This window comes from Flavihumibacter solisilvae, assembly GCF_000814475.1.
In the GTDB taxonomy this organism is placed as follows: domain Bacteria; phylum Bacteroidota; class Bacteroidia; order Chitinophagales; family Chitinophagaceae; genus Flavihumibacter; species Flavihumibacter solisilvae.
Genome location: NZ_JSVC01000011.1, coordinates 198,516 through 220,021 on the forward strand (window position 1 = coordinate 198,516; position 21,506 = coordinate 220,021).

The window sequence follows — 21,506 nt, forward strand, 5'->3', positions numbered from 1 at the left end:
TGAAGATTACGAAAAATTATATTCAAATTTCTGGCACAAATTTATATTAAAATATCTTTACCACTTTAAGAGGAACATACATGCTATTTAATTCTTTAAATTTTGCCTTTTTTTTACCGATAGTGTTCATATTCTATTGGACGCTTCAAAATAAGAAACTGGCATACCAGAACATACTTCTATTACTTGCCAGCTATTATTTTTATGGATGCTGGGATTGGCGTTTCCTCTTTTTACTGGCTTTTTCAACATTCCTTGATTTCTATACAGGCTTAAAAATTTACCATTCGAGTGACAAAGCCAAAAGAAAATTTTGGCTAATCCTTAGTGTAGGGATCAATCTTGGTTTTTTGGGCTTATTCAAGTATTACAATTTTTTTGCAGATTCGTTTGCGAGCCTAGTTCATCAATTTGGGCTGAACGCGGATCATCCAACTTTAAGGATCATATTACCGGTTGGGATATCTTTTTATACATTTCATGGGATGTCTTATGTTTTTGACATTTATAACCGAAAGATCAAACCAACAACTAACTGGGTGGATTATTCGTTGTTTGTAAGCTTTTTTCCATTATTAGTTGCCGGACCAATTGAAAGAGCGACGCACCTTTTGCCACAGGTTGAACAGAAACGGACATTCGACTATTCAAAATTAACCGACGGTCTGAGACAAATTTTATGGGGACTTTTCAAGAAAATGGTGATTGCGGACAATTGTGCGGAATATGCGGATATTATTTTCAACAATTCCGACAGTTATAGTGCAAGCACATTGGTTCTAGGCGCTTTGTTTTTCACATTCCAGATTTATTGTGACTTTTCGGGATATTCAGATATTGCCTTGGGAACTGCCAGACTGTTCGGTTTCGAACTTCTGCAAAATTTTAAGTTCCCGTACTTTTCCAGGGATATCGCCGAATTCTGGAGAAGGTGGCATGTATCACTAAGTTCATGGTTTAAAGACTACTTGTATATCCCATTGGGCGGAAGTAAAGGTGGATTGTTTAAGCAGATCAGAAACACATGCATCATATTTCTGGTAAGCGGGTTTTGGCATGGAGCAAACTGGACTTTTGTCGTATGGGGATTTCTAAATGCGATATATATCATACCTTCTATAGTGTTTCGAACTAACCGCCAGCATCTTGAAATAATAGCCCAAGGTCGCCTTTTCCCATCCATAAAAGAGTTAGCACAAATGACTCTTACATTTTCCCTCACAGTCCTTGCGTGGATATTTTTTAGAGCTGAGACTGTTGGTCATGCATTTGATTACTTATCTGGAATATTTTCTATGTCACTATTTACCAACCCTTTTATTAGTAACCCTGAATTTATCCGTTCAATTCTTGTAATTGCACTTTTAATTCCATTTATGATAATAGAATGGCTGGGACGTGAGAATAAATATGCTATAGAAACCTCTTTCCTAAATATGCCTAGACCAGTCAGATGGGCCTTTTATTCGTTATTGGTTTTCTCTATAGGTGTTTTCATGCAAACGAAAGAATCTGCATTTATTTACTTCCAATTTTAATTAGGTTATGGTTCGATTTGTGAAACAATTATTTGCGTTTTTGGCTTTTAGCATTGTGGCATATGTGATATTTCTGATTGTCTGGGGAACCTGTGCTCCAACAACATTCAGGAAAAATATGAATTTTAAGATGGGCGGACCAGGATATATGTTTACCAGGCTCCGGGAAGCTGATACAGTTAGAAATGTAGATATATTGTTTTTGGGTTCTTCGCACGCCTATCGCGGGTATGATCCCAGGATTTTCCAACGGTATAGTCTAAAGGCGTTCAACCTTGGATCCAGCGCGCAGACACCCATCGAAACAAAAATATTAGTGGACAGTTACCTTGAAAAGATAAAACCTAAACATGTAGTATTTGACGTATATCCAGTGTTGTTCGGTAATGATGGAGTAGAATCCTTATTGGATATCATTTCCAATATGGATGATCCTAGAGAGATTTACCCCGCTGCCCTATCAACGAAGAATGCTAAAGTCTACAATACGTTAATTTTTAACGCGTTTGTGAACTTAATTGGGAAAAAGAAACACTTTAAGGAGCCGAATGAAAAAGGGGATGACACATATGTCAATGGAGGTTACGTAGCGACGAAAAAAAACAAATATAAACCAGAGGCGCTTGAAAGGAATTACAATCAGCCCACTTTAACTAAACAATTGGAAGCATTTGAGGCAATTATTTCGGAGCTTAAAAAAAGAAACATTACTTACACACTTGTACAGGCCCCGGTTACACAAAAAACCTATCTTGCTTTTAGAAAGAATGAAGAAATGGACAAATATTTTTCTGAATTTGGAAAATACTACAACTATAGTGAAAAGTTGAAGTTAGGGGACAGTCTGTTCTTTGACGATAGTCACCTCACTCAAAACGGTGTCGAAATTTTTAATGAAGAACTGGTAAAACAGCTTTTCAAAGATCAGGTTATTTCTAAAAGTAATTTCAATCTCTTGTCTAAAGAGTAACATGAATACTACAGTCATCTTATTTTTGACCTGCCACTATCACAAACTGAAAAGTATACCAATCCGGAAGTAATTTTTTCAAAAATCTTCCATAAAACGGAAATTTGGAACCCAGCTGGTCCCTATATCTGAATTTCCGTTTAATGCTTAAGGTTTGAAACCCTCCCCGACCAACCAGGCTTTCAATGTCATTATAGGCAAAGAAACGTCTGTGGGTTCTATCAAAGATGCCCCGTTCATTAAGAGGCCATGACTTTTTAAATAATAAATGGATTGCTACATCTATATGCCCGGAATTGGGAATTGAGATTATTACCTTTCCCGACCTATTGAGTTTCATTCTTAACCTGGACAGCACTTCCCAGGGGTTGTCGAGGTGCTCCAACACATCGCCAAAAAGCACGTAATCGAAAAAATCATCCGGTAGCCGGTCTATAAGTTCCGTTGATTCGATACTGCCGTGGTGAACTTCATCAAGTATGTCTAAAGCAGCCTTTGCCATATCATGGTCATATTCTACTCCGGTGACCCAGGATGCAATACCAGCCTCTTTTAAATATTTGCCATTTGCCCCATTCGAACATCCGATATCCAAAATTTTCAGTCCTTTCCCTTCAATATCAGCAGCTATGTCAACCCTTGGGGCGATATATGACGCATTAAACTTCATGATATTCTTGATATGGTTAAAATTATAGCAATTGTAATGTAAACTACAAAAAGTGGCTGGCAGCTGACTACAACCTATCTTTTACTTCATTATATACCGACCTGATTCCTTCTTCAAGAGTTATCCTATGCTTCCAACCAAGTGAATGTAGCCTGGAAACATCCATCAACTTGCGGGGAGTGCCATCCGGCTTGGATAAATCATGTTCAATCCCTCCGGTATAACCAACTACACCTTTTACCAACAATGCCAGGTCCTTAATTGAAATATCTTCTCCTACACCAATATTTACAAAACCCGAACCGCTGTAAGTCTGCATCAAATGGTAGCACGCATCTGCCAAATCATCCGCATGTAAAAATTCACGGAGTGGTGTACCTGTCCCCCAGATTACAACACTGGGAACATTTTGCTCTTTTGCCTCATGAAACTTCCTGATCAGTGCCGGCAATACATGTGACTTTTTCAAATCATAATTATCATTATGACCATACAGATTTGTTGGCATTACGGAAATAAAATCGCATCCATATTGAAAGCGATAAGCATCGCACAACTTTATACCAGCAATCTTAGCAATAGCATAAGGTTCATTCGTCGGTTCAAGTTCACCTGTGAGCAGAAATTCCTCCTTTAATGGCTGTGGAGCAAGTTTGGGATATATGCATGAGGAGCCAAGGAATAATAATTTCTTTACATTGTTCTCATAGGCAGAATGAATTACATTATTCTGGATCATGAGATTATCATAAAGGTATTCCCCCCTGTATGTATTATTGGCAAGTATGCCACCAACTTTGGCCGCAGCAAGAAATACATATTCGGGCTTTTCAGAATTGAAAAATTGCCTTACTGCAGTCTGCTCACGCAGATCCAGTTCTTCTGATTTCCTGGTAACAATGTTTCCATACCCTTCGCTGATAAGTTTCCTATGAATGGCGGAGCCGACCATTCCTCTATGACCGGCAATATATACTTTCGAGTTTTGCAGCATCAATTTTTATTGATAATTATTTACTTCATTTTAAATAAATAAGCTTCAGCCCCTGCACATTACCCTTTCGTGATTTTCGAATTTTGGAAAGATTTGCCAAAATTTTCCGACAGAAACTAAGGTTATAACGTGCCTGCGGGAATCGAAGCAGGAACGACGACTTGAAGAAGCCGGCCAGATGACGAATGAATTTTGAAAAAATGACTGAATAGAATAATGGGTTATTTACATTACATGCTGTTCCCATGAAGATTGTCCAGTCCCGTTTCAATTTATGATTGAAATCAACTTTTGGAATTACCGGTCTTTGTTCCCGGTCATGGCAGATATAGACACTCGTAAGAATACAAATCTTATATCCCCAGTATTTTACCCGTTGCAAAAAGTTGTTGTCCTCTCCATAATGGAAAAACACGGGATCAAACCCGCCAACCTTTTCAATGCACTCACGTGACACAAGCCAGGCTGCAGCGTTTACAAATTCGGTTTCTATATATCCTGCCTTGAAGCTGTGAGACATCAATACCTGCTGGAAGAATTGCTTTAAATCCGATTGTTGTAAATAATCGCTAAAATTTCTATCTATATCGTTTCCTGTGCCATTTAAATGAACAGGACTCAAAACTCCGATCTCCCAATGAGATTCAAGGAATGAAATCATAGTAGATAAACAATCATCTACCAACCAGGCATCCTGATTAAGCAGGAACAGGAAATCTGCCGCATCATTGAGCGCCACTTTTATTCCTATATTGTTCGCCTGCCCAAATCCAAGGTTCCTTCCTGTTTCAATCAGCTTTACTTGGGGGTAGTTGTCCCTGACCACCTCTACTGTTCTATCTTGTGAGCCATTGTCTATGACAATTGCCTTCACTCTCATGTCCTGATTTCTGAAAACTGAATCAAGGCATTTATGAATCCATTGCTCGCCATTATATGTTACAATGACGAAATATACCAATGTATGGGGACTTTGCATCTCTGACAGAATTGTTAGACCCTGGAGTGACTTATTCGAATTGATTTTTTACATAGTAACCGCTCTCTTTCAGCAACTTTTCCTTCCTGAATGCTTCCACATCAGCTGCAACCATTTCGCTCACTAATGCAGGCAGATCATATTTCGGTGTCCATCCTAACTTCTTCATTGCTTTTGAAGGATCGCCGACCAGCAGGTCAACTTCAGTTGGACGATAATAGCGGGGATCCACAGCTACCACTTCCTTACCCTTTTCCAGCTGGAAATCCGGGTTGCTGCAACTTAACACTACACCTACTTCATTTTCATTTTCACCATGGAATTCAAGTTCAATTCCCACTTCAGAAAACGCCATTCTGACAAAGTCACGTACTGAAGTTGTAACACCTGTGGCAATTACAAAATCTTCAGGTTTATCCTGCTGCAAAATGCGCCACATGGCTTCCACATAATCCTTGGCATGACCCCAGTCACGCTGCGCATTCAGATTGCCCAGGAATATTTTATCCTGCATGCCCAGTGAAATCTTGGCCACCCCGCGAGTGATCTTCCTGGTAACGAAGGTTTCGCCTCGTAAAGGTGATTCGTGGTTGAATAGGATTCCGTTAGTAGCAAACATGTTATAAGCTTCCCGGTAGTTTACCGTGATCCAGTATGCATACATTTTTGCTACTGCATAAGGTGACCGGGGATAAAACGGTGTTGTTTCACTTTGTGGAATAGCCTGCACGAGGCCATATAATTCTGAAGTAGATGCCTGGTAAATCCTTGTTTTCCTGGTTAAACCCAATAGTCGAACAGCTTCAAGTATCCGCAACGTACCAATTCCGTCTGCATTTGCGGTGTACTCCGGTTCTTCAAAACTCACATGAACATGACTCATGGCTGCGAGGTTGTAGATCTCATCTGGTTGCGTTTCCTGAATTATGCGGATGAGATTGGTGCTGTCTGTCAGGTCACCATAATGCAGTTTTAACCTTACATTTTTTTCATGAGGATCCTGGTACAAATGATCTATCCTGTCGGTATTGAAGAGGGACGCCCGACGTTTAATACCATGCACAAAATATCCTTTAGATAATAACAACTCCGCCAGATATGCACCATCCTGACCTGTAATTCCGGTAATTAAAGCAACTTTTGACATTGTAACTATTTAAATATATATTGACCCAATTTCCTAAGAGGTTTCAAAGGTATTGTAAAAAAATACGGCTCGAGGCCATTTAACTGCCATGCAATGCGGTCTTCCCGGTTGGCCTTGAACCTGTTTGCTAAATTATGATTACTCATTCCACCTACCCGCATCTTGACTATTGTTTCAGGCAGATACGTTGCAGGAACATTATTTTTCAATAGAAAACGCAGCATCAGTTCATAATCAGCCGACGATCGAAGCGATAAATTGAACCCGCCAAATTGATCATACAGTTTCTTACGAACGAAAAATGTGGGGTGGGGCGGCATCCAACCATAGTAAAAAGATTTTGGCTGGAATTTACCGGACTTCCAATAGCGTATTACCTTGTCTGTATCAGCATGGTCAACATAAAACAAATCTGCATACAAAGCGTCGATGGATTCTGATTCGAACGCCGCGGCGACTTTTTCCAACACATGCGAATTTGCATAAATATCATCGGAATTGAGTATGCCAATAATATCACCCGAGCACATCGCAATTCCTTTATTCATTGCATCATAAATCCCCTTATCCTTTTCACTTATGATCTTATGTACATGAGGAAAGTGCCGCACAATATCTAAGGTCAAATCAGTGGAAAGCCCATCGACAATGATGTGTTCTACGGATTTATAGGTCTGACATTTTACTGATTCAAGGGTGTCCCTAACCGTAGCTGAACTATTATAAGTTGCGGTTATAATTGAAATTTTACTCCCCATCTTAACTGATTATTCTTTCTTTAACGGGAATTGCCGGATTTCCAGAATGGACTTTGTATGGCTCAAGGTCACGCGAGGCAACGCTGCGTGTAGTTAATACGCTGTGGGTCCTGCATACAATTCCCGGGCAAACAATTGCCTGCGCACCGATCCATACGCCATCTTCCAAAACGATATTTTTAACCATCAGGTCAAATGTCGTTTTGCTGAAGTCATGATTGCCGGTTAACAAAAACGCTCCCTGCGACAGGCATACATTAGAACCAATATCCACCTTCGTCAGATTGTCTATCCAAACATCTTCGCCTACCCAGGAGTTGTCCCCAATAGATAACTTCCAGGGATATTTGATCCTGACGCGTGGTTTTATTACAACGGATTGTCCCACATTGGCACCGAAGAGGCGCAAAAGTAAAACTTTCAACCTCGAAAAAGGGAAAAGGCCATTCGAGAAAACTAGCTCATTAGTTAAATACCAAAGGCCCCTCTTCAGCGGTGAGCCGCCGAGTTCTGCAACAAACCAGCGGTTATTATAGGATTTCAGGTCAACTTTCATTGGGTCTAAACAATTTCATGTACTTATGTTGGTAATCCATTTTCTCGAAAAAATTCTTTGCCTTCGTTTTTGCTCCATCTGACAGCACGGTAAAGGCCGTGTCGTCCATTACGAAAACTTCTTCGATCGCGGATTTAAAGGCACTCCCATTCTCCAATGGCAGGTCCCACCCCGCATTCTCTTCCTTAAGGTTTCGCCATGGTGTTCTATCACTCACTACTACCGGAACGCCTGCATTAAGTGCTTCGAAAATTGCATGTCCGAAGTTTTCGCCCAATGTTGGCAGCACGAATAAATGATAGTTGGGAAGTACGTTGTACACATCGGCATTAGGAAGTGGCCCTTTGAACTGTACTTTGATATTCCCGGGAAGACCCGCAAGTATCCGTGAGCATTTTGCCATATATCCTTTATCATCCACATAGCCATAAATGTCAAAGAGAACGGAACCGGGAAGGTTGGCCTGACCCAGAATTTCAAGAAGAAAATGCAGATTCTTTTTTTCATGGATCCGGGAAACAAAGACCAGCCGCAACTCCCCCAACGCTTTTGGTATTCGGCTGGCTTGCAATGAGTTCATACCCGGGATATTTTCAACTATTGAACACTCATTGCCGGGAAAAAATAGCATGATATCGTGATATTCCTGTTGATCCGTCGCATGAAACTCAAGTTTCTTATGTAGACCAAGCGTTTTAAACAAGGAAAGAAACAGCTTTTTCTTTCCGGACTTAAAACCCAGGGCACCCTTATGCAGCATTCCACGGGGAGCCAATATAACTCTGCCCTTATAACCAGCCGATTTAATTGCAATCAGCGGAGCGATAGTGAACCGACTGGAAAACATACTATTAAAGTAAACAACATCCGGTTTCACCGACTTCAATAACTGCAGTGTATTTGCAAAGGCCTTTTTGTACGGAGACATATAGAATACCTGTTCACCATTTAAACCCGGAATCCACTCATTTACACTGATGTTTTCAAACGGGCTGTTTTCGCCAAGATCCCTGTCAGATGTGACAACAAAAAAATTCATGTGTTGCCGCAAAGTTGAAATCAGGTTGCGGCAGGATTGAATAGGACCGCCTGCTTTATAGCCGGGGTAATACCAATCAGTAAAAATCAAAACCTTCATGACTTATTTTCAAGTGATCCAAGGATAGTAGACACCCACATTTCCTTGTTTACACGACGGGCTATAATCCGACTGTTCTTTCCCATTTCCAATAATTCACTTTCAGGCAATGAAAGCAGTTGAAACAGCCGATTCTGGAAGTCTGAACTGGAAAGTGATTTAAATATCAATCCATTGAATGTTGGGATTAAAAACTCAGTTGCTGCACCACAGGTATCAGACAACAAAAGTGAAAGGCCGGCAGATGCCGCTTCATGTACCACTACGCCCCAATGTTCATTATCACTCGGCAAACAAAAAACACCAGCACTCTCATAGTAGGCAGGTAACAGATTCGGCTGCACAAATGGCACAAATTCTATCTGTGGAATTTGTCCATACCTGGCTCTCAATTCCTTCTCCATTGGACCATTTCCGACGAGGGTTAGCTTCCAGTCAGCCAGTGCAGGATACTGTTTTATGATGTTTGAAAATGCCTCCAGAACCCAGTCCGGCCTTTTGAAGTCCACCAATCTCCCGACAAACAGGATTCGTTTATGGAAAGTAACAGGCAATGATTCATAAGGCTCGACATCAGCACAATAAAGCCCTTTTAAAATTCGCGACGGATGAAAGCCCAGCCGTCTACCGAATTCAAACTGTGGATAACCGGGGATCCATATAAATGTTGCCATTTTTTTTAACCAGAGCCGGCCAACAATACTGGCAATCCGTTGCCGGATGGTCCCCTTCCAGGGATTGTCCATTCCAATTATGACTGGGATAGAACCTCCAAAGCTGGAAGCGATCCGATTATACGTTTTGTCACCCCAACCGGCGATATAAATTAAACTGGGGTTGAATTCAGCAATTGCCTGCAAATCCAATTGTTCCTTCGTACAGACTGTAATGTTCCCATTGAGAGAGGAAAGTTCATAAGGTGCATTTGCATCCTTTGGATAGCAATAGATAAGTGCCTTTGCCTGACCGCCATTACGCTGCACCAACTGCAAAATGCACTGATAAAAATATTCAGGGAGCCTCGTGTACAGAAACAGGAAACGCTGTTCCTCAATTTGCATCATTCTTCTTTTTTAGATTCTGATTATATCTATATTGGATCCCATTAATTATTAGCATGGCAAAAAAGAACGGTGTTCCATAATCTATTATACCTCCCAATTTGAATGATTTACAAACAAAATGGCTGAGACAGGCTAGGGAAATATTCCTGCAAATTCCTGAATCGGCCAATAGGAGATTCTTTACAAGGACGTACACGTATAAAACAAATCCGACAATACCTAGTTCCGATAAGATGCGAATTGATAAAGAATGTCCGGATGGAGCGTTCAATCCGAAGAACCAATTATGTCGAAAAGAGGAATTCTCAAAATACCGATAATATGACTCCTCGTGTCCCCCCACCCCACTACCAAGTAAATGCCAATTCTCAATATTGCTTTTTGCAACCATTAAATTAGAGAATAACGAAACCGTCGTACCATTGGTCCTCACCTGTTTATTTAGAACGTTAACATCTCCTTTGAAAACAGCAAGGGTATCAACTATACGCATATTAAAGTTTTCATTAAAGTCTATTAACACTTTAAATATCAAAAAATATGCGAGGGGAATAATAAAAATGAAATAAACCAAATTAATATAAGCAAGAGAAATAACAAACAGAAACGAAAGGTATCCCGTTAAATTTAGTGTCAGAATTAATGCCACAAGCATGACATTGAAATAAAATTTATACTCTTTATAATGGAAAAAAGCAAACACCATTGCGGGTACAAGCAGGGCAGCATAGTGAGACGGCTCATATGCAACTGAATCAAGCCTGCCTGCTGTCTGATTCAATAGGTCAATACCTCCTAGGGAGGCAACAAATTGAATGATTCCGAAAATGGCACTATAATATGCAAACTTTACGTAGAGCTTGAAAATATTAGTCCAATCACCAGAGCCAACAATGAAAAAATTTACAGAATAAAGAATAAGAATAGGAATAATTTGCTTGAGGAAACCACCATACCCCATATTTAATGTGACTATTGAAATAAGCGAACTAAATACCAGGTATCCATATAATTTCCAGGGTGTTCCCTGGAAATACAAAATCCGTTTCAGGTTAAATATGAAAAAGACCAGCGCAAATGTATAGGAGAAATAATCGAAGTCAACCCCAAAAAGTCTCCTGGTCGCAATCTCTTTTGAAAAGACTGACATCACAAGAAATAACTCAGGCAGCGAGCCTACAAACAGTTTCCCTCTTGGAAGTTGAATTGTGCGAATTGAGGTTAAACTCAGCATTTACCGAAGGTGGTTTTCTGATTTCTTTCAGAATTGGATCCAGTCGATATCTACACCATTGCCGACGGATCCAATAATCAATTTACTACCCTGTTTAAGTCGTAGTCTTTCTACTTCCTCCCGTGACAGTCCAATAGTAGTCCAGTTCTTTTCGGATACAGCTTTGGAAATTCTGTCGCCATTTGGTCCCTGTAAGATGACAGAGCTCTTTAAATTGCCTGTATTACGAACCCTGATATTTGCGGTACCACGATTGCTCTTTCGCCCAGGGTACTCAATCGCGAAACTGCCATTGTTTCCTAAATGGATAAAAGTGAGGAAGTCGGTAAAATCCAGTCCCTTCACTGCTTTTCCTTCCGTAATTACGGTACAGTTTTGAAACTCCAGCCCATTTTCAGATTCACATATCGAATTCTTTGACCAATAAGAGGGGTGACTATCCTCATGCCAACCATCCAACTGGGTCATTACAGGTGCGTCAGGACGCGTAATGTCCAAAATGTAAACACTACCCTGGCGTCGAATATTGAAGTGGATATGTCTGCCTTCAATTTCTATTTTAGTAGTCGCTACAACAGGATATTGATCACTGCCTTTGGTATCAGGCTGTACGCTTCCATAAATTAAATATTTTGTGCCCAGTTTTCGTACCAATACCAAATGATTAGGATCTTTTGTAATCATCCGGTACATTGACATCCGTTTAAGATTGTTTGTTTTTAGTAGTTCACCTTCCGAAACAAATTTCTGGAATTGTTGACCAATTGCCTGCGCGTATACTGGCATAGCGATCTGGTACGTGTATTCCCACGGATCATTTGGACCCTTTCCATTCGCCCAACCCTGCTTGTCAGTTACGTTGAAATAGCCAGTGTAAAAGAAATCTGCTCCTAATACAGTCATAGCCTTCAACAATGCCAGCCATTGGGCCGGCCTGAGATTATTTACTTCCTTACCCCATCCGGCTGAAACAAAAGGTGAGAATGTTTTGACGCCAGCAGAAATTTCCCGTTCCCTGCCATCAGCAATCTGTCCATAACCGTTTGACGGCCCTCTGCCAGTTGACCAGGATGTAGCAGAAGTTACATAAAAAGATGGCGTAGAATAATACCTATTATCAATTTTTGAGTTGGTGTTCTTCCTTGCAAAATAGTCTGGCCAGTAGCCACTTTGCACTGATGAAACATTATAGTAAGAAAACAATGTGTTCTTTAAGCCTGGTTCGGAAAGAATCTGCGCCTTATAGCAACTATCCAACCGATTTTGAAACAGGCCATTGTAAACACTGTTATTTACATTCTTTTTGGCCATATCGGCGGCAACTTTATGATCCGATTTCAGTAATTCCTCCGGTCTCATATGCCCATAAACTTCTCCATTCTCATTAATAAAATTCAGGGGGCGTTTCAGATGTTTCAACAATTGTCGAAGATACATTCTCGTCACTGCCGCATCTTTTTCAACAATGTCCAATGGCATAAGAGGACTCAACCACTTTTTTCCTTTATAAACAATTGGCTTGCCTGTTGCATCACATAAATAGTATTTATTGTCGAGGTCCTGTGACTTTATGAAATTCCGCCGGATATAACCGAGATGCTGGCCGTTATTCTGTAAATGAAAAGTTATCGTTGAAGTTGGAATTTCCGGATGCTCATTGGCATACTTAATCATCGCGTACTCAATGCTGTTTGGATCATTGTAAATTCGTTCCGCAGTAAGAGAATCAGTCCTTAAGCAGGGTACTTCGATGTAATAATTCCAGTTTACCGTCAGCTCCTCCATTAATTTCCTTGCGGCATCTGCGTTCATAGGAGCGCCTTTTCCTGAACCCTCCTGATAACTCCTGTGCAAATATTTAATATTAAACCAGGGAAAATTCGGCAAAACTTTGTCATCGTGTCTTAACCTTGGTAATGGAAAATCGCTAAGCTGGCTTATTGCCTCTTTTTTACGGCCTTCGGATGCTGCCATAGGCGCGAATTCGCGCGAATCATGATATATTTTCTTCTTTTGCTCCTGGCTGAAGACTGAAGTACTGTCCAGGACAGTCGTGACCAAAAAGCAGCAGGCAATTAAGTATTTCATTTTCATTTCTCAACAGTGTTGCGATATTTCGACTTCACTAAATCAACCTTTTCCAGTAACTGCATGTATTTGCTGTTCCAAATAGTATCATTGCTCAAAAAAGTTTTTTCCTGCGGAATGGTTTTCAACCACTGTGAAAATTTCCTCTCATTTACCAGCGCACTTTTTGTCTTCTTCAGGAACACACCAAGTTGCTGTATCAGGGCGTTATTGGTCTTCCCTTTCATTATTCGCAAAAGAAAGTCAGACCCGAAAGGACCTGGCAGGTATACCGGCTCGTATTTAATATCAAAAGAAGCGGCAAAATCGGTCCATTTAAAATTGTTGATCGTGTTGTAACAATTTACTGGAACCCATGGCACTCTTAGTGCATCTGCAACAATCGCCCCATGCATGGCTTCCGCAATAACGAGCTCCGATGATGCAATTTCGTTACAAATCCCGATTGGGTCGCCCTTTGTACTGATAAAATGGATGCCTTCTGCTTCTAGAAAATCCTTCCATTCGAAGTAATGTTCACTGTTGTGATGCAATAAAAACGAACAGCGAAACCGCTTTGGCTGCTTATAATCAACGAGATCCCTTACCAGCAAGGCTCCATCTGCAACAGCCTTATCTGGCGAAAGCTTCAACAGCTCGGCAGTTAATGGTCCTCTCACACAAATAACATCATAGGAATCGTCTATTACCGGCAGCGCTCCATAGGTTCCGGGTTGACCTGCCGCATAACCGGAGCTAAAGACAATCTTCTTTACCGGATATTTCTCACCTGATTTGAGACCTAAAATGGAACCAATTCCTAAAAACAATTCATTCGGATCGTCATCAAAAAAGCCAGGGAGAAACCGGTTGAAAATAATCGGGTTCAACGCGTCACCGAAGTTCTTCCCCATGTGATATGTAAGGATCATGAAATACGCTTTTTGTTACTTATTAACTCCATACCTTGAATAAACAGACAAGACCAGGTTAGCTACCAGCCTGTACCTGAGTAAAGAGAACATTAAAAAATTGCTGCTGCTGATTTCCGGCCTGATACTCTGGAGTTGGGTTTTTACGAGGCTTTTGTCACCTACTTTCGATGTCATACAAACTATATATGCCCAACGCTTTATGAAGGCATCAAGCAAAGGTTTATCCAAAACACCTTTCGTTTTGCAAAGTTGGAAAATCTTATATGTACTTAGCCATTTACTTTTCACTTTTCCGTTATCTAAACCGATGTTGCCAATATTACCAAGGGTATGCTTCCGGAAATATGCGTGCACTTCATTTATGAAATGTGTGCGGGCGCCCAGCAATTTATATCTGAGGCAAAATTCCCAATCCTGGTTAATTGACAATTCCTCATCCCATAAACCAAATTTGTCAATGGTTTCTCGTCTATACAAGGGGCACATTGTTTGCCAGGTAAAGGCAAAATAGTCCATCGAATTACCTTTTAATGCTGAGCCCCAGCTACCATTGATCGTATTCAACTCATCATCAACAAATTGGGCTTTTGTATAAACCATGTCCAATTCAGGCTGTCGGTCAAGTATACCCGCCTGTATTGACAGCTTGTTTTCCAGTAAAATATCATCAGAATCAAAAAACTGGATGTATTTTCCTTTAGCATTCAGGTAACCCAGATTCCTCGCCTTTGCTGCACCTTGCTGATTACCTTTCAACATCATGATTGGTATATTAGAATGCCTTCCCCTGGCTTTAGAGATAACCTGCTCCAAATGTTCAGATTCTTTCTCGTTGCATCCATCGTCAACTACAATTACTTCAATAGACGGATAACGTTGATTTAATACGGAATCCAGAGCAGGAATAAAAAGCTGAATCCGGTTTTTAACCGGAATTATAACAGAAATCAAATTGCTCAATGCTGGTATTTTTTAACCTTCTGTGATTCGAGGCCTTCAAGGAGCTGATCAACGTTCAGCCCTTTTTCCATATAGCTAACAGCAGATAAATACGCCCTCTCTCCAAAAGCCGCTAAATCTGACTTGTGTTCCCACATCCGTTCCATCGCATTTGAAAATGATTGTAAGGTAGGAGCATCTGCTATAAACCCGTCTCCATTGTCAACCACAACTTCTGCAACACCCCCAACGTTTGTGGCGACGCAGGTTCGACCACAAAGCATAGCTTCGAACAAGGAAAGCGGCATGCCCTCAAAAAATGAAGGCATCAGCAGAACATGATTAAGCGCCCAGATTTCATCACGGATATTGCCAACATGTCCCCTGAAAAAAACCTTAGATTCAAGACCATAAAACTTTACCAGGTATTCAAGGTATTCAAGGTCTGGACCAGCACCGAAAATATCCAGTTCCCATTGCCGGTTCTTCCAGTTTTCAGATCCCAGTACCTGAAGCAACAGAGCGTGTCCTTTTACGTTGCTTAGAAGCCGGCCGACAACCGCCATTTTCAATTGAGTATTAGAAGGGAAAGGCAGAATACCTGCCTTATCCATATTTACGGGATTTACAATTATTGAACTATTTGACAAATGACACCCTATACTTCGTTCGGCAATTTGCCTGATTCGTTCGGCTACAAAAAATACATCCGCAGCATTTTTGAATATGCTGCTTATCCTCGGGAGAAGCGATATGGGAGGATGCTGTTGCTCAGTACATGTATGGCAAATTATCCAGTATTTGCCGGAATAGTTCTCCAACAGGTCCAAATAAGTTTCATCTTCGATAGAGCTAAGCCCGCCGAGATTAACGATCAAAAGATCGAACCCTTTGGCATTAAACTTTTGTAGTTGTTGCCTGCTTATTTTCCTGTTGGCAATTTTTGAAATGACCATTTTCAACCTGGATTCGAATCGAACCCTTGTTCTCGTATGAACAGTAACTCCATTTTCCCTGGCTGACTTCCATTTGTGATGAAGTACACCCCAATCAAATACAGATACAGAGACATCATGTCCTTTTTGTCTGGCAGTGTTAGCCAGGACATAGATAATTTCTTCGCTTCCGCCGAATGGGGTCAATGTGCTTGTTGTGATGATTCCGATTTTCATGTACGAGCAGATAAATTCTGGCGATACAAGCCCTGAAGTTCCTGGGCAACTTTTACCGGTGAGTGATTATTGTTCAGCCGCTCGAATGACTTCACGCCTTTTTCAACTACGACGGATGGGTTTTCAATTATTCTTAAAAGAATTTTTTTCAACTCTGCTGCAATGACGGCAGATACAATTTCCCTTTCTTCTGCAGTTTCAATTTTTGCATTGCCATCTTCATGTTGCGGAACCTCAATGACCCAGCCAACTTCGTTATTGTTGATCTCAGGAAGCGCCCTGATGTTTGTCGTAATGACCGGGCACCCCGCAGCCTGGGCTTCCAGGACCGAGTAACCATAGGTATCTGCCCAGGTTGGCAACAAACCTACATTTGTCGTTTTAAGCATTTCAAGGACCTGATCGTTAGGCAGCGATTTAAAATAGCGAATATTGGAAGAACGCTTTGAAATTATATCCTGTGCTTGTTGAAAATCCTCATAAGTAGACTTAGTCGCATAATCAGCATAAGACAGATCACTAACGATATTCAGAACTAACTGGGGATATTGGTCCAGCAATTCATTGAATGTTTTCAATACTTCAAAACCACCTTTGCGGAAAAAATCCTTTCCAACAATTGAAAACACGATCTTACCTGATACAATTTTCTTTTCAGTAAAGGAGTTTATCAAATTGGTCTGCGGTGGCTGGATAACTATCAATTTATTCTGAATTGCCGGCAGGTAGGCGGGATAGTTCTTTCGCAAGTATTCCAGCTGAAGCCGCCTTGTGCATTCCGAAATTGCAATGATCTTAAGGCATTTTTTCGAAGCCAGTTGCCTAACACAAAGATCAATCAACCATTGGGGACCCTTACCCAACCTGGGTATTACTGTTTCAAAAGTAACTATGAATCTATTGGAAAAACTGATACCGTTGAACAGATGGTATAACGCTTGCTTCCGGAATGGATTGTAGTGTAAAAACTGGAGAACCGGGTGAATCCTTTTAAATACCCGAAAATATATATTCAGCAATATCGAAAAAAGGTCCCGCTTCTTAACTATATTATAGCCATGGGCCAACGATACAAAATTTCTGATCTCCGGGTAACCCAGATCATTTGTCTCTACCTGAGGAGTCATCTACTTTGAAAGAACCTTGCTTTTATAATAGTTAATGTTACGTACCAATTGTATGGAGTAATCAGGAAGGGATTACAATATTTTTTCAGGAACTTGAATCCATCTTTATATTCTCCTTTTCTTAATAAAGGCCATACGACATGCTTCAGGATAAAACCCGAAAAACCCATTTTGTCAAAATAGGACTTGTTGTTCAGCGCCCAGTTAAGTGAAAAGTCAATTGTGCCGCCTTTTGTTGCGGGTGAACTGTTTTCCCAGTGCACAATTGCGCCAACATGATCTGAATAAAGAAAAGGTACGCCACTTGCTTCCAATTTCAAAACCAGGTCATAATCCTGATGCCGGATTAAGTTTTCATTAAAGGGAAACATTCGGGCGGTAGAGATTGGCATAAACATACCACAAGTAGAAATGAATCCGCCTTTCATGAAAAGATATGAGGAAACTGATTGCTCCTGTGCTTTTCCTGAAGCCGGCAAGAAATAATTTGATGTTCTTCCCCTCACATCCATCCTGGAATAAATCAAATATTCATTTCCTGGCGCCTGATTACTTGCAAGCTTAACACACCTGTCAATATGATCCGGCATCCATTCATCGTCACTATCCAGAAAGGCGACAAACAGGCCGGACGCTTTCGATACGCCTGTATTCCGTGCTGCTGAACCATTCCTATTAACTTCATGACGAAATACCCGAATCCGGCTGTCATTTATTGAACTAACTATTCTGTTCAATTCCTTATAATCAGCAGAACAGTCGTCAACCACTATTATGTCCAGGTGTGAATACGTCTGTTTTATAACTGACTGTAGCGTCCGTTCAATTGTAGAACTTGAATTATACGACGGAACAACTACTGTTACGACCGGCTTCTCCAACAAACTTGCCATATTCACTACTGTATCAGATCTGCGTAATTCCATTCTTTTTTAACTGAACCATTTTCTAACTCAATGATCCTCGAGCAATGTTTAAGGCTGGAAATCCTATGTGCTATTATAATTATTGTCAAATCCTTATTTATGGAGGATAGATGCAAGATTGAATTATTAATTTCTTCTTCTGTTTCACTGTCAAGTGATGATGTTGCCTCATCAAAAAACAATATCTGCGCACGGTTGTACAATGCCCTGGCAATACCAAGCCTTTGCTTTTGACCACCAGACAACTTACCTCCCCGTTCACCTATATTGGTCCTGACTCCTTCATCCAGTGCATTGACTACAGGTTGAAGCCTGGCCAATTTTATAACAACATCAAGCCATTCGAAATCTATGTTCTCAAGATCTTCACCTAATGCAATATTCTCTGCCAGACTTGCATCCATTATAAAAACCTCCTGAGGCACATAGCCAATAATATTCCGCCACCTGCTGGTCTGCTCCTCGTTAAGCACAACGTTATCAACCAGAATCTCCCCTGACTGTTGATTATAAAATCTCAATAGGATATTTAACAATGTCGTCTTTCCAGATCCTGAACGTCCAATGATTCCAAGCCTTTCACCTTTTGGTATTTCAATTGAAAAGTCTTTGATCACTTTCTTATTGATCCTGTCAAATGAAAAACTAATATTCCGCAACTCCAATTTCTCTTTAAATGAAATTGTCTCTTTTGGTTGAACGGAATGCGCGGCTTTAATAACCTGCTTATAATCCGTCTTCTCAATAATTTCAAAAACAAACTGATTATTGCGGATATTCATGATATACAGCATCAACTTATTCAGGCTCGGTAAAATTCTATAAGCCGCCAAGCCAAAGACACCCAGCAGGACGCTAAGATTCGCCAGGTCGACATTCACAAATATGCTGAACAAAACGATTGCAATCAAGCTAAGTACTATTGCGGTCTCTATAACCTTGGCAGGAATCTGTAACAGAACATACTTTTTAATTTGCCTGGAACTCATCTTAGTCAACAGTCTGGAAAGTCGTTGATATGTCCAGTATGATTTATTTCTGATCACGAAATCTGAATATCCATGGAGAGATTCAAGTATACCTTTATTCAAATTGACGTGCAAGCCACTCATCTCTTTCCCAAGTGTAGTCAATTTACTTTTTACAATCCGTGAAAATATAATTACAATTGGAAATACAGTTAGTAACAATATTAAGATTGCTGTTGGGTTATAAACTAAGATCCCGACGATTATCAAACCGATAATCAGGAATTCATTGATCAACCCAAGACACCCCATTACCACATTCTGAACAAAGCTCAGCACATTATATGATATATTATTTACAATCTTATTTGAATTGTGCTCCTTCAGATATAATAGTCCCTGTGAGTAGTAATACGCATATAGTCTTGAAGAAAAGTATTTGTATAAGGAAAAAGAAAACTTAGTTTGAACAGAAATGAGGAAAATACTGACCAGGTTTTTTATGATAATAAAGGTCAAAACTGCGCAACAAAGAAAGACAACAAACATCTTATTGCTGCTAAAATGAAATGAATTATACAGAAAATTTAGAAATGCATTGGAATGAATTTTACTCTCATCAATAATTACCATAAATAGTGGGATTAGGGTTGCTAATCCTATTAAATCGGTAACTGAATTTAGGAATACAGATCCCAACGCAACAATTCCTTTTCGCCTGAGGGGAGGCGGAATCACTTTCCTCAGAAGCCTGAAGGTTCTTATCAATAAAAGACCTTCAAGTGTACGCTTTAACATAATTTATCAGTACTAGATTTGAGCCTTCAAAAGAAGGGTACGGTTACACAATTGCCTTAAACCACCTCAGGTTTTGCTTAAAAATGGAAATTTCTTTTTCTTGCGCCTGGTATCGAAATAGTCTCCGTCCTGCTTTCCGTAGCCATAGCCGTATCCGTAACCATAGCCATAACCATAGCCATGTTTTGCAGATACATCATTAATTATGATAGCCATATTCGGGAGTCTTTTATTGGCGTATAGTTTGTCGATCATTTCTACAACCTTTTTCACAGTATACCCTTGCCTAATAATATACAGTGTTACATCCGCAAACCGACCTAATGAAATTGCATCGCTAACAACGCCAACGGGAGCTGAGTCAACTATAATGACATCGAAATTTGCCTTCGCCCAATCGAACAATTCGTCAATCTTATCGATGAGCAACATTTCGGATGGATTTGGCGGTATAACTCCACAAGGAAGCAGATATAGGCCATCAACATCATTTACCTTCATTATAAGATCATTCGCCTGGTCGTTGGTAACCAGGAAAGTAGATATTCCACGCCTGCTCGTAACTCCCAGATTTGAGGCTACTTTTGGTTTTCTGATATCAAACTCCATGATCAGGGTTTTCTTTCCTGCAAGAGCGTAAGCTGCTCCTATATTGGTGCTCACAAATGATTTCCCCTCTCCACTCATGGAGGATGTGACGAGAATAGTCGGCTTCTCATTCTGTTTCGTCAGAAATGCCATGTTCGTCCGTATAGCTCGAAATTGCTCAGTTATAAAACTTCTGTTTTGTTTAGTGACCAGAAGGGGACTCGGATCATCAGAATTGCCTACTTCACCGGCAATCGGCGTTTCGGTATTATTTTCAATGTCTGATTTAACCGTGATTTTATCATTAAAAAATTCGATGCCAGCTATTATTAAGATTGGTATAGCCAATCCTCCAAGTAAAAATTTCAGATATACAGATGCTGCAATTGGCGAAACCAGGTTTGCCCTTTCTGTTGCGGCCTGAATTACAGCGGAATTAGGAACCAGGGCTGCGGCACCTATGGCTACTTCTTCTTTTTTTGAAAGCAATAAAATATATAATTCTTCCTTTATTTTTTGTTGCCTTTCAATATTAATTAACTGACGGGCCTTCCCCGGAACACTTGTTGCTTTCGACTGTGCCTGGTTATATTTTTGTTGTAATTGAGTATAAAGAATATCATATGACTTTTCTACATTCTTCAATGCCTCGATGATATCTGCTTTTAATTTATTCAATGTAACTGCCATGTCCTGAACACGAGGGTTCAATGGAGTTGTCGTCTTTAACAGTGTTGACCTTTGAAGTTGAATTTCATTATAAGAAGCGATCAGTGGCGTTAAAGTAGGTTCCTCTATACCGAGATTCACAGGTACAGTATTTTCTCTATTTGCTTCATCAGCGAGATAGTTTTTCAGCCAATTCAGAACTTTTTTCTTTACAACAACTTCACTTGAGCGGGTATCCAGTGTGTTCATCGAACCGACATAAAGTTCAG

The 21,506-nt window shown here is 40.3% G+C and carries 19 protein-coding genes and 1 pseudogene; 2 read left to right on the top strand and 18 right to left on the bottom strand.

The genetic code is table 11. The features are described from left to right. Positions 1-80 precede the first annotated feature (80 nt). Complete coding sequence (locus OI18_RS11220; RefSeq protein WP_039139904.1) at positions 81-1,538, top strand: MBOAT family O-acyltransferase; 1,458 nt, start codon at positions 81-83, stop codon at positions 1,536-1,538. A 7-nt stretch (positions 1,539-1,545) separates the two neighbouring features. After that, the gene (locus OI18_RS11225; RefSeq protein ID WP_052273105.1) at positions 1,546-2,508 is read left to right on the top strand and encodes a hypothetical protein; all 963 of its coding nucleotides are present in this window, start codon (positions 1,546-1,548) and stop codon (positions 2,506-2,508) included. A gap of 19 nt (positions 2,509-2,527) precedes the next feature. Here the strand turns inward: OI18_RS11225 and OI18_RS11230 are convergent, their stop codons facing one another. The 18 genes and pseudogenes from OI18_RS11230 to OI18_RS11310 form a co-directional block, all read right to left on the bottom strand. Beyond that, the gene (locus OI18_RS11230) at positions 2,528-3,178 is read right to left on the bottom strand and encodes a class I SAM-dependent methyltransferase (RefSeq protein ID WP_052273106.1); all 651 of its coding nucleotides are present in this window, start codon (positions 3,176-3,178) and stop codon (positions 2,528-2,530) included. Between the two features lie 67 nt (positions 3,179-3,245). Then, positions 3,246-4,172: a GDP-L-fucose synthase gene (gene fcl, locus OI18_RS11235; protein ID WP_039139905.1), complete on the bottom strand. Its 927-nt coding sequence runs from the start codon at positions 4,170-4,172 to the stop codon at positions 3,246-3,248. A gap of 25 nt (positions 4,173-4,197) precedes the next feature. Next, a complete protein-coding gene (locus OI18_RS11240; RefSeq protein ID WP_039139906.1) occupies positions 4,198-5,151 on the bottom strand; it encodes a glycosyltransferase family 2 protein in 954 nt (317 codons plus the stop codon). A 31-nt stretch (positions 5,152-5,182) separates the two neighbouring features. Further along, the gene (gmd, locus tag OI18_RS11245; RefSeq protein ID WP_039139907.1) at positions 5,183-6,298 is read right to left on the bottom strand and encodes a GDP-mannose 4,6-dehydratase; all 1,116 of its coding nucleotides are present in this window, start codon (positions 6,296-6,298) and stop codon (positions 5,183-5,185) included. 5 nt (positions 6,299-6,303) lie between these two features. Next, positions 6,304-7,056: a glycosyltransferase family 2 protein gene (locus OI18_RS11250; protein WP_039139908.1), complete on the bottom strand. Its 753-nt coding sequence runs from the start codon at positions 7,054-7,056 to the stop codon at positions 6,304-6,306. 1 nt (position 7,057) lies between these two features. Further along, on the bottom strand, positions 7,058-7,612 hold the full coding sequence (locus OI18_RS11255) for a WcaF family extracellular polysaccharide biosynthesis acetyltransferase (RefSeq protein ID WP_039139909.1): 555 nt from the start codon (positions 7,610-7,612) through the stop codon (positions 7,058-7,060). Further along, positions 7,602-8,651, bottom strand: coding sequence for a glycosyltransferase (locus OI18_RS11260; protein WP_160290220.1), 1,050 nt, complete (start codon positions 8,649-8,651; stop codon positions 7,602-7,604). The genes OI18_RS11255 and OI18_RS11260 overlap by 11 nt, the downstream gene beginning before the upstream one ends. Before the next feature lie 95 nt (positions 8,652-8,746). Further along, positions 8,747-9,814, bottom strand: coding sequence for a glycosyltransferase (locus OI18_RS11265; protein WP_039139910.1), 1,068 nt, complete (start codon positions 9,812-9,814; stop codon positions 8,747-8,749). After that, the gene (locus OI18_RS11270; RefSeq protein WP_152616796.1) at positions 9,801-11,048 is read right to left on the bottom strand and encodes a hypothetical protein; all 1,248 of its coding nucleotides are present in this window, start codon (positions 11,046-11,048) and stop codon (positions 9,801-9,803) included. The genes OI18_RS11265 and OI18_RS11270 overlap by 14 nt, the downstream gene beginning before the upstream one ends. 27 nt (positions 11,049-11,075) lie before the next feature. After that, positions 11,076-13,109 carry a hypothetical protein gene (locus tag OI18_RS11275; RefSeq protein WP_152616797.1) on the bottom strand — a complete coding sequence of 678 codons (2,034 nt, stop codon included), beginning with the start codon at positions 13,107-13,109 and terminating at the stop codon, positions 11,076-11,078. Between the two features lie 29 nt (positions 13,110-13,138). Beyond that, positions 13,139-14,047 carry a polysaccharide pyruvyl transferase family protein gene (locus OI18_RS11280; protein WP_082037931.1) on the bottom strand — a complete coding sequence of 303 codons (909 nt, stop codon included), beginning with the start codon at positions 14,045-14,047 and terminating at the stop codon, positions 13,139-13,141. A 15-nt stretch (positions 14,048-14,062) separates the two neighbouring features. Beyond that, positions 14,063-15,010 carry a glycosyltransferase gene (locus tag OI18_RS11285; RefSeq protein ID WP_160290221.1) on the bottom strand — a complete coding sequence of 316 codons (948 nt, stop codon included), beginning with the start codon at positions 15,008-15,010 and terminating at the stop codon, positions 14,063-14,065. Continuing rightward, positions 15,007-16,161 (bottom strand): glycosyltransferase family 4 protein, encoded by a 1,155-nt coding sequence (locus OI18_RS11290; RefSeq protein ID WP_039139914.1) that lies wholly within the window; start codon positions 16,159-16,161, stop codon positions 15,007-15,009. Before OI18_RS11290 ends, OI18_RS11285 begins: the two co-directional genes overlap by 4 nt. Continuing rightward, positions 16,158-16,910, bottom strand: coding sequence for a glycosyltransferase family 4 protein (locus OI18_RS11295; RefSeq protein ID WP_160290222.1), 753 nt, complete (start codon positions 16,908-16,910; stop codon positions 16,158-16,160). Before OI18_RS11295 ends, OI18_RS11290 begins: the two co-directional genes overlap by 4 nt. A 374-nt stretch (positions 16,911-17,284) precedes the next feature. Then, positions 17,285-17,716 (bottom strand): hypothetical protein, encoded by a 432-nt coding sequence (locus tag OI18_RS25220; RefSeq protein ID WP_420806198.1) that lies wholly within the window; start codon positions 17,714-17,716, stop codon positions 17,285-17,287. Between the two features lie 27 nt (positions 17,717-17,743). Continuing rightward, positions 17,744-18,214, bottom strand: a pseudogene (locus OI18_RS25225) (glycosyltransferase family 2 protein); the annotation flags it as partial. Then, positions 18,187-19,980: an ABC transporter ATP-binding protein gene (locus OI18_RS11305; RefSeq protein ID WP_039139916.1), complete on the bottom strand. Its 1,794-nt coding sequence runs from the start codon at positions 19,978-19,980 to the stop codon at positions 18,187-18,189. The pseudogene OI18_RS25225 and the gene OI18_RS11305, both read right to left, overlap by 28 nt. A gap of 66 nt (positions 19,981-20,046) precedes the next feature. After that, positions 20,047-21,506, bottom strand: a 1,460-nt coding sequence (locus OI18_RS11310; RefSeq protein ID WP_205410028.1) for a polysaccharide biosynthesis tyrosine autokinase, incomplete at its 5' end; no start/stop codon positions are given.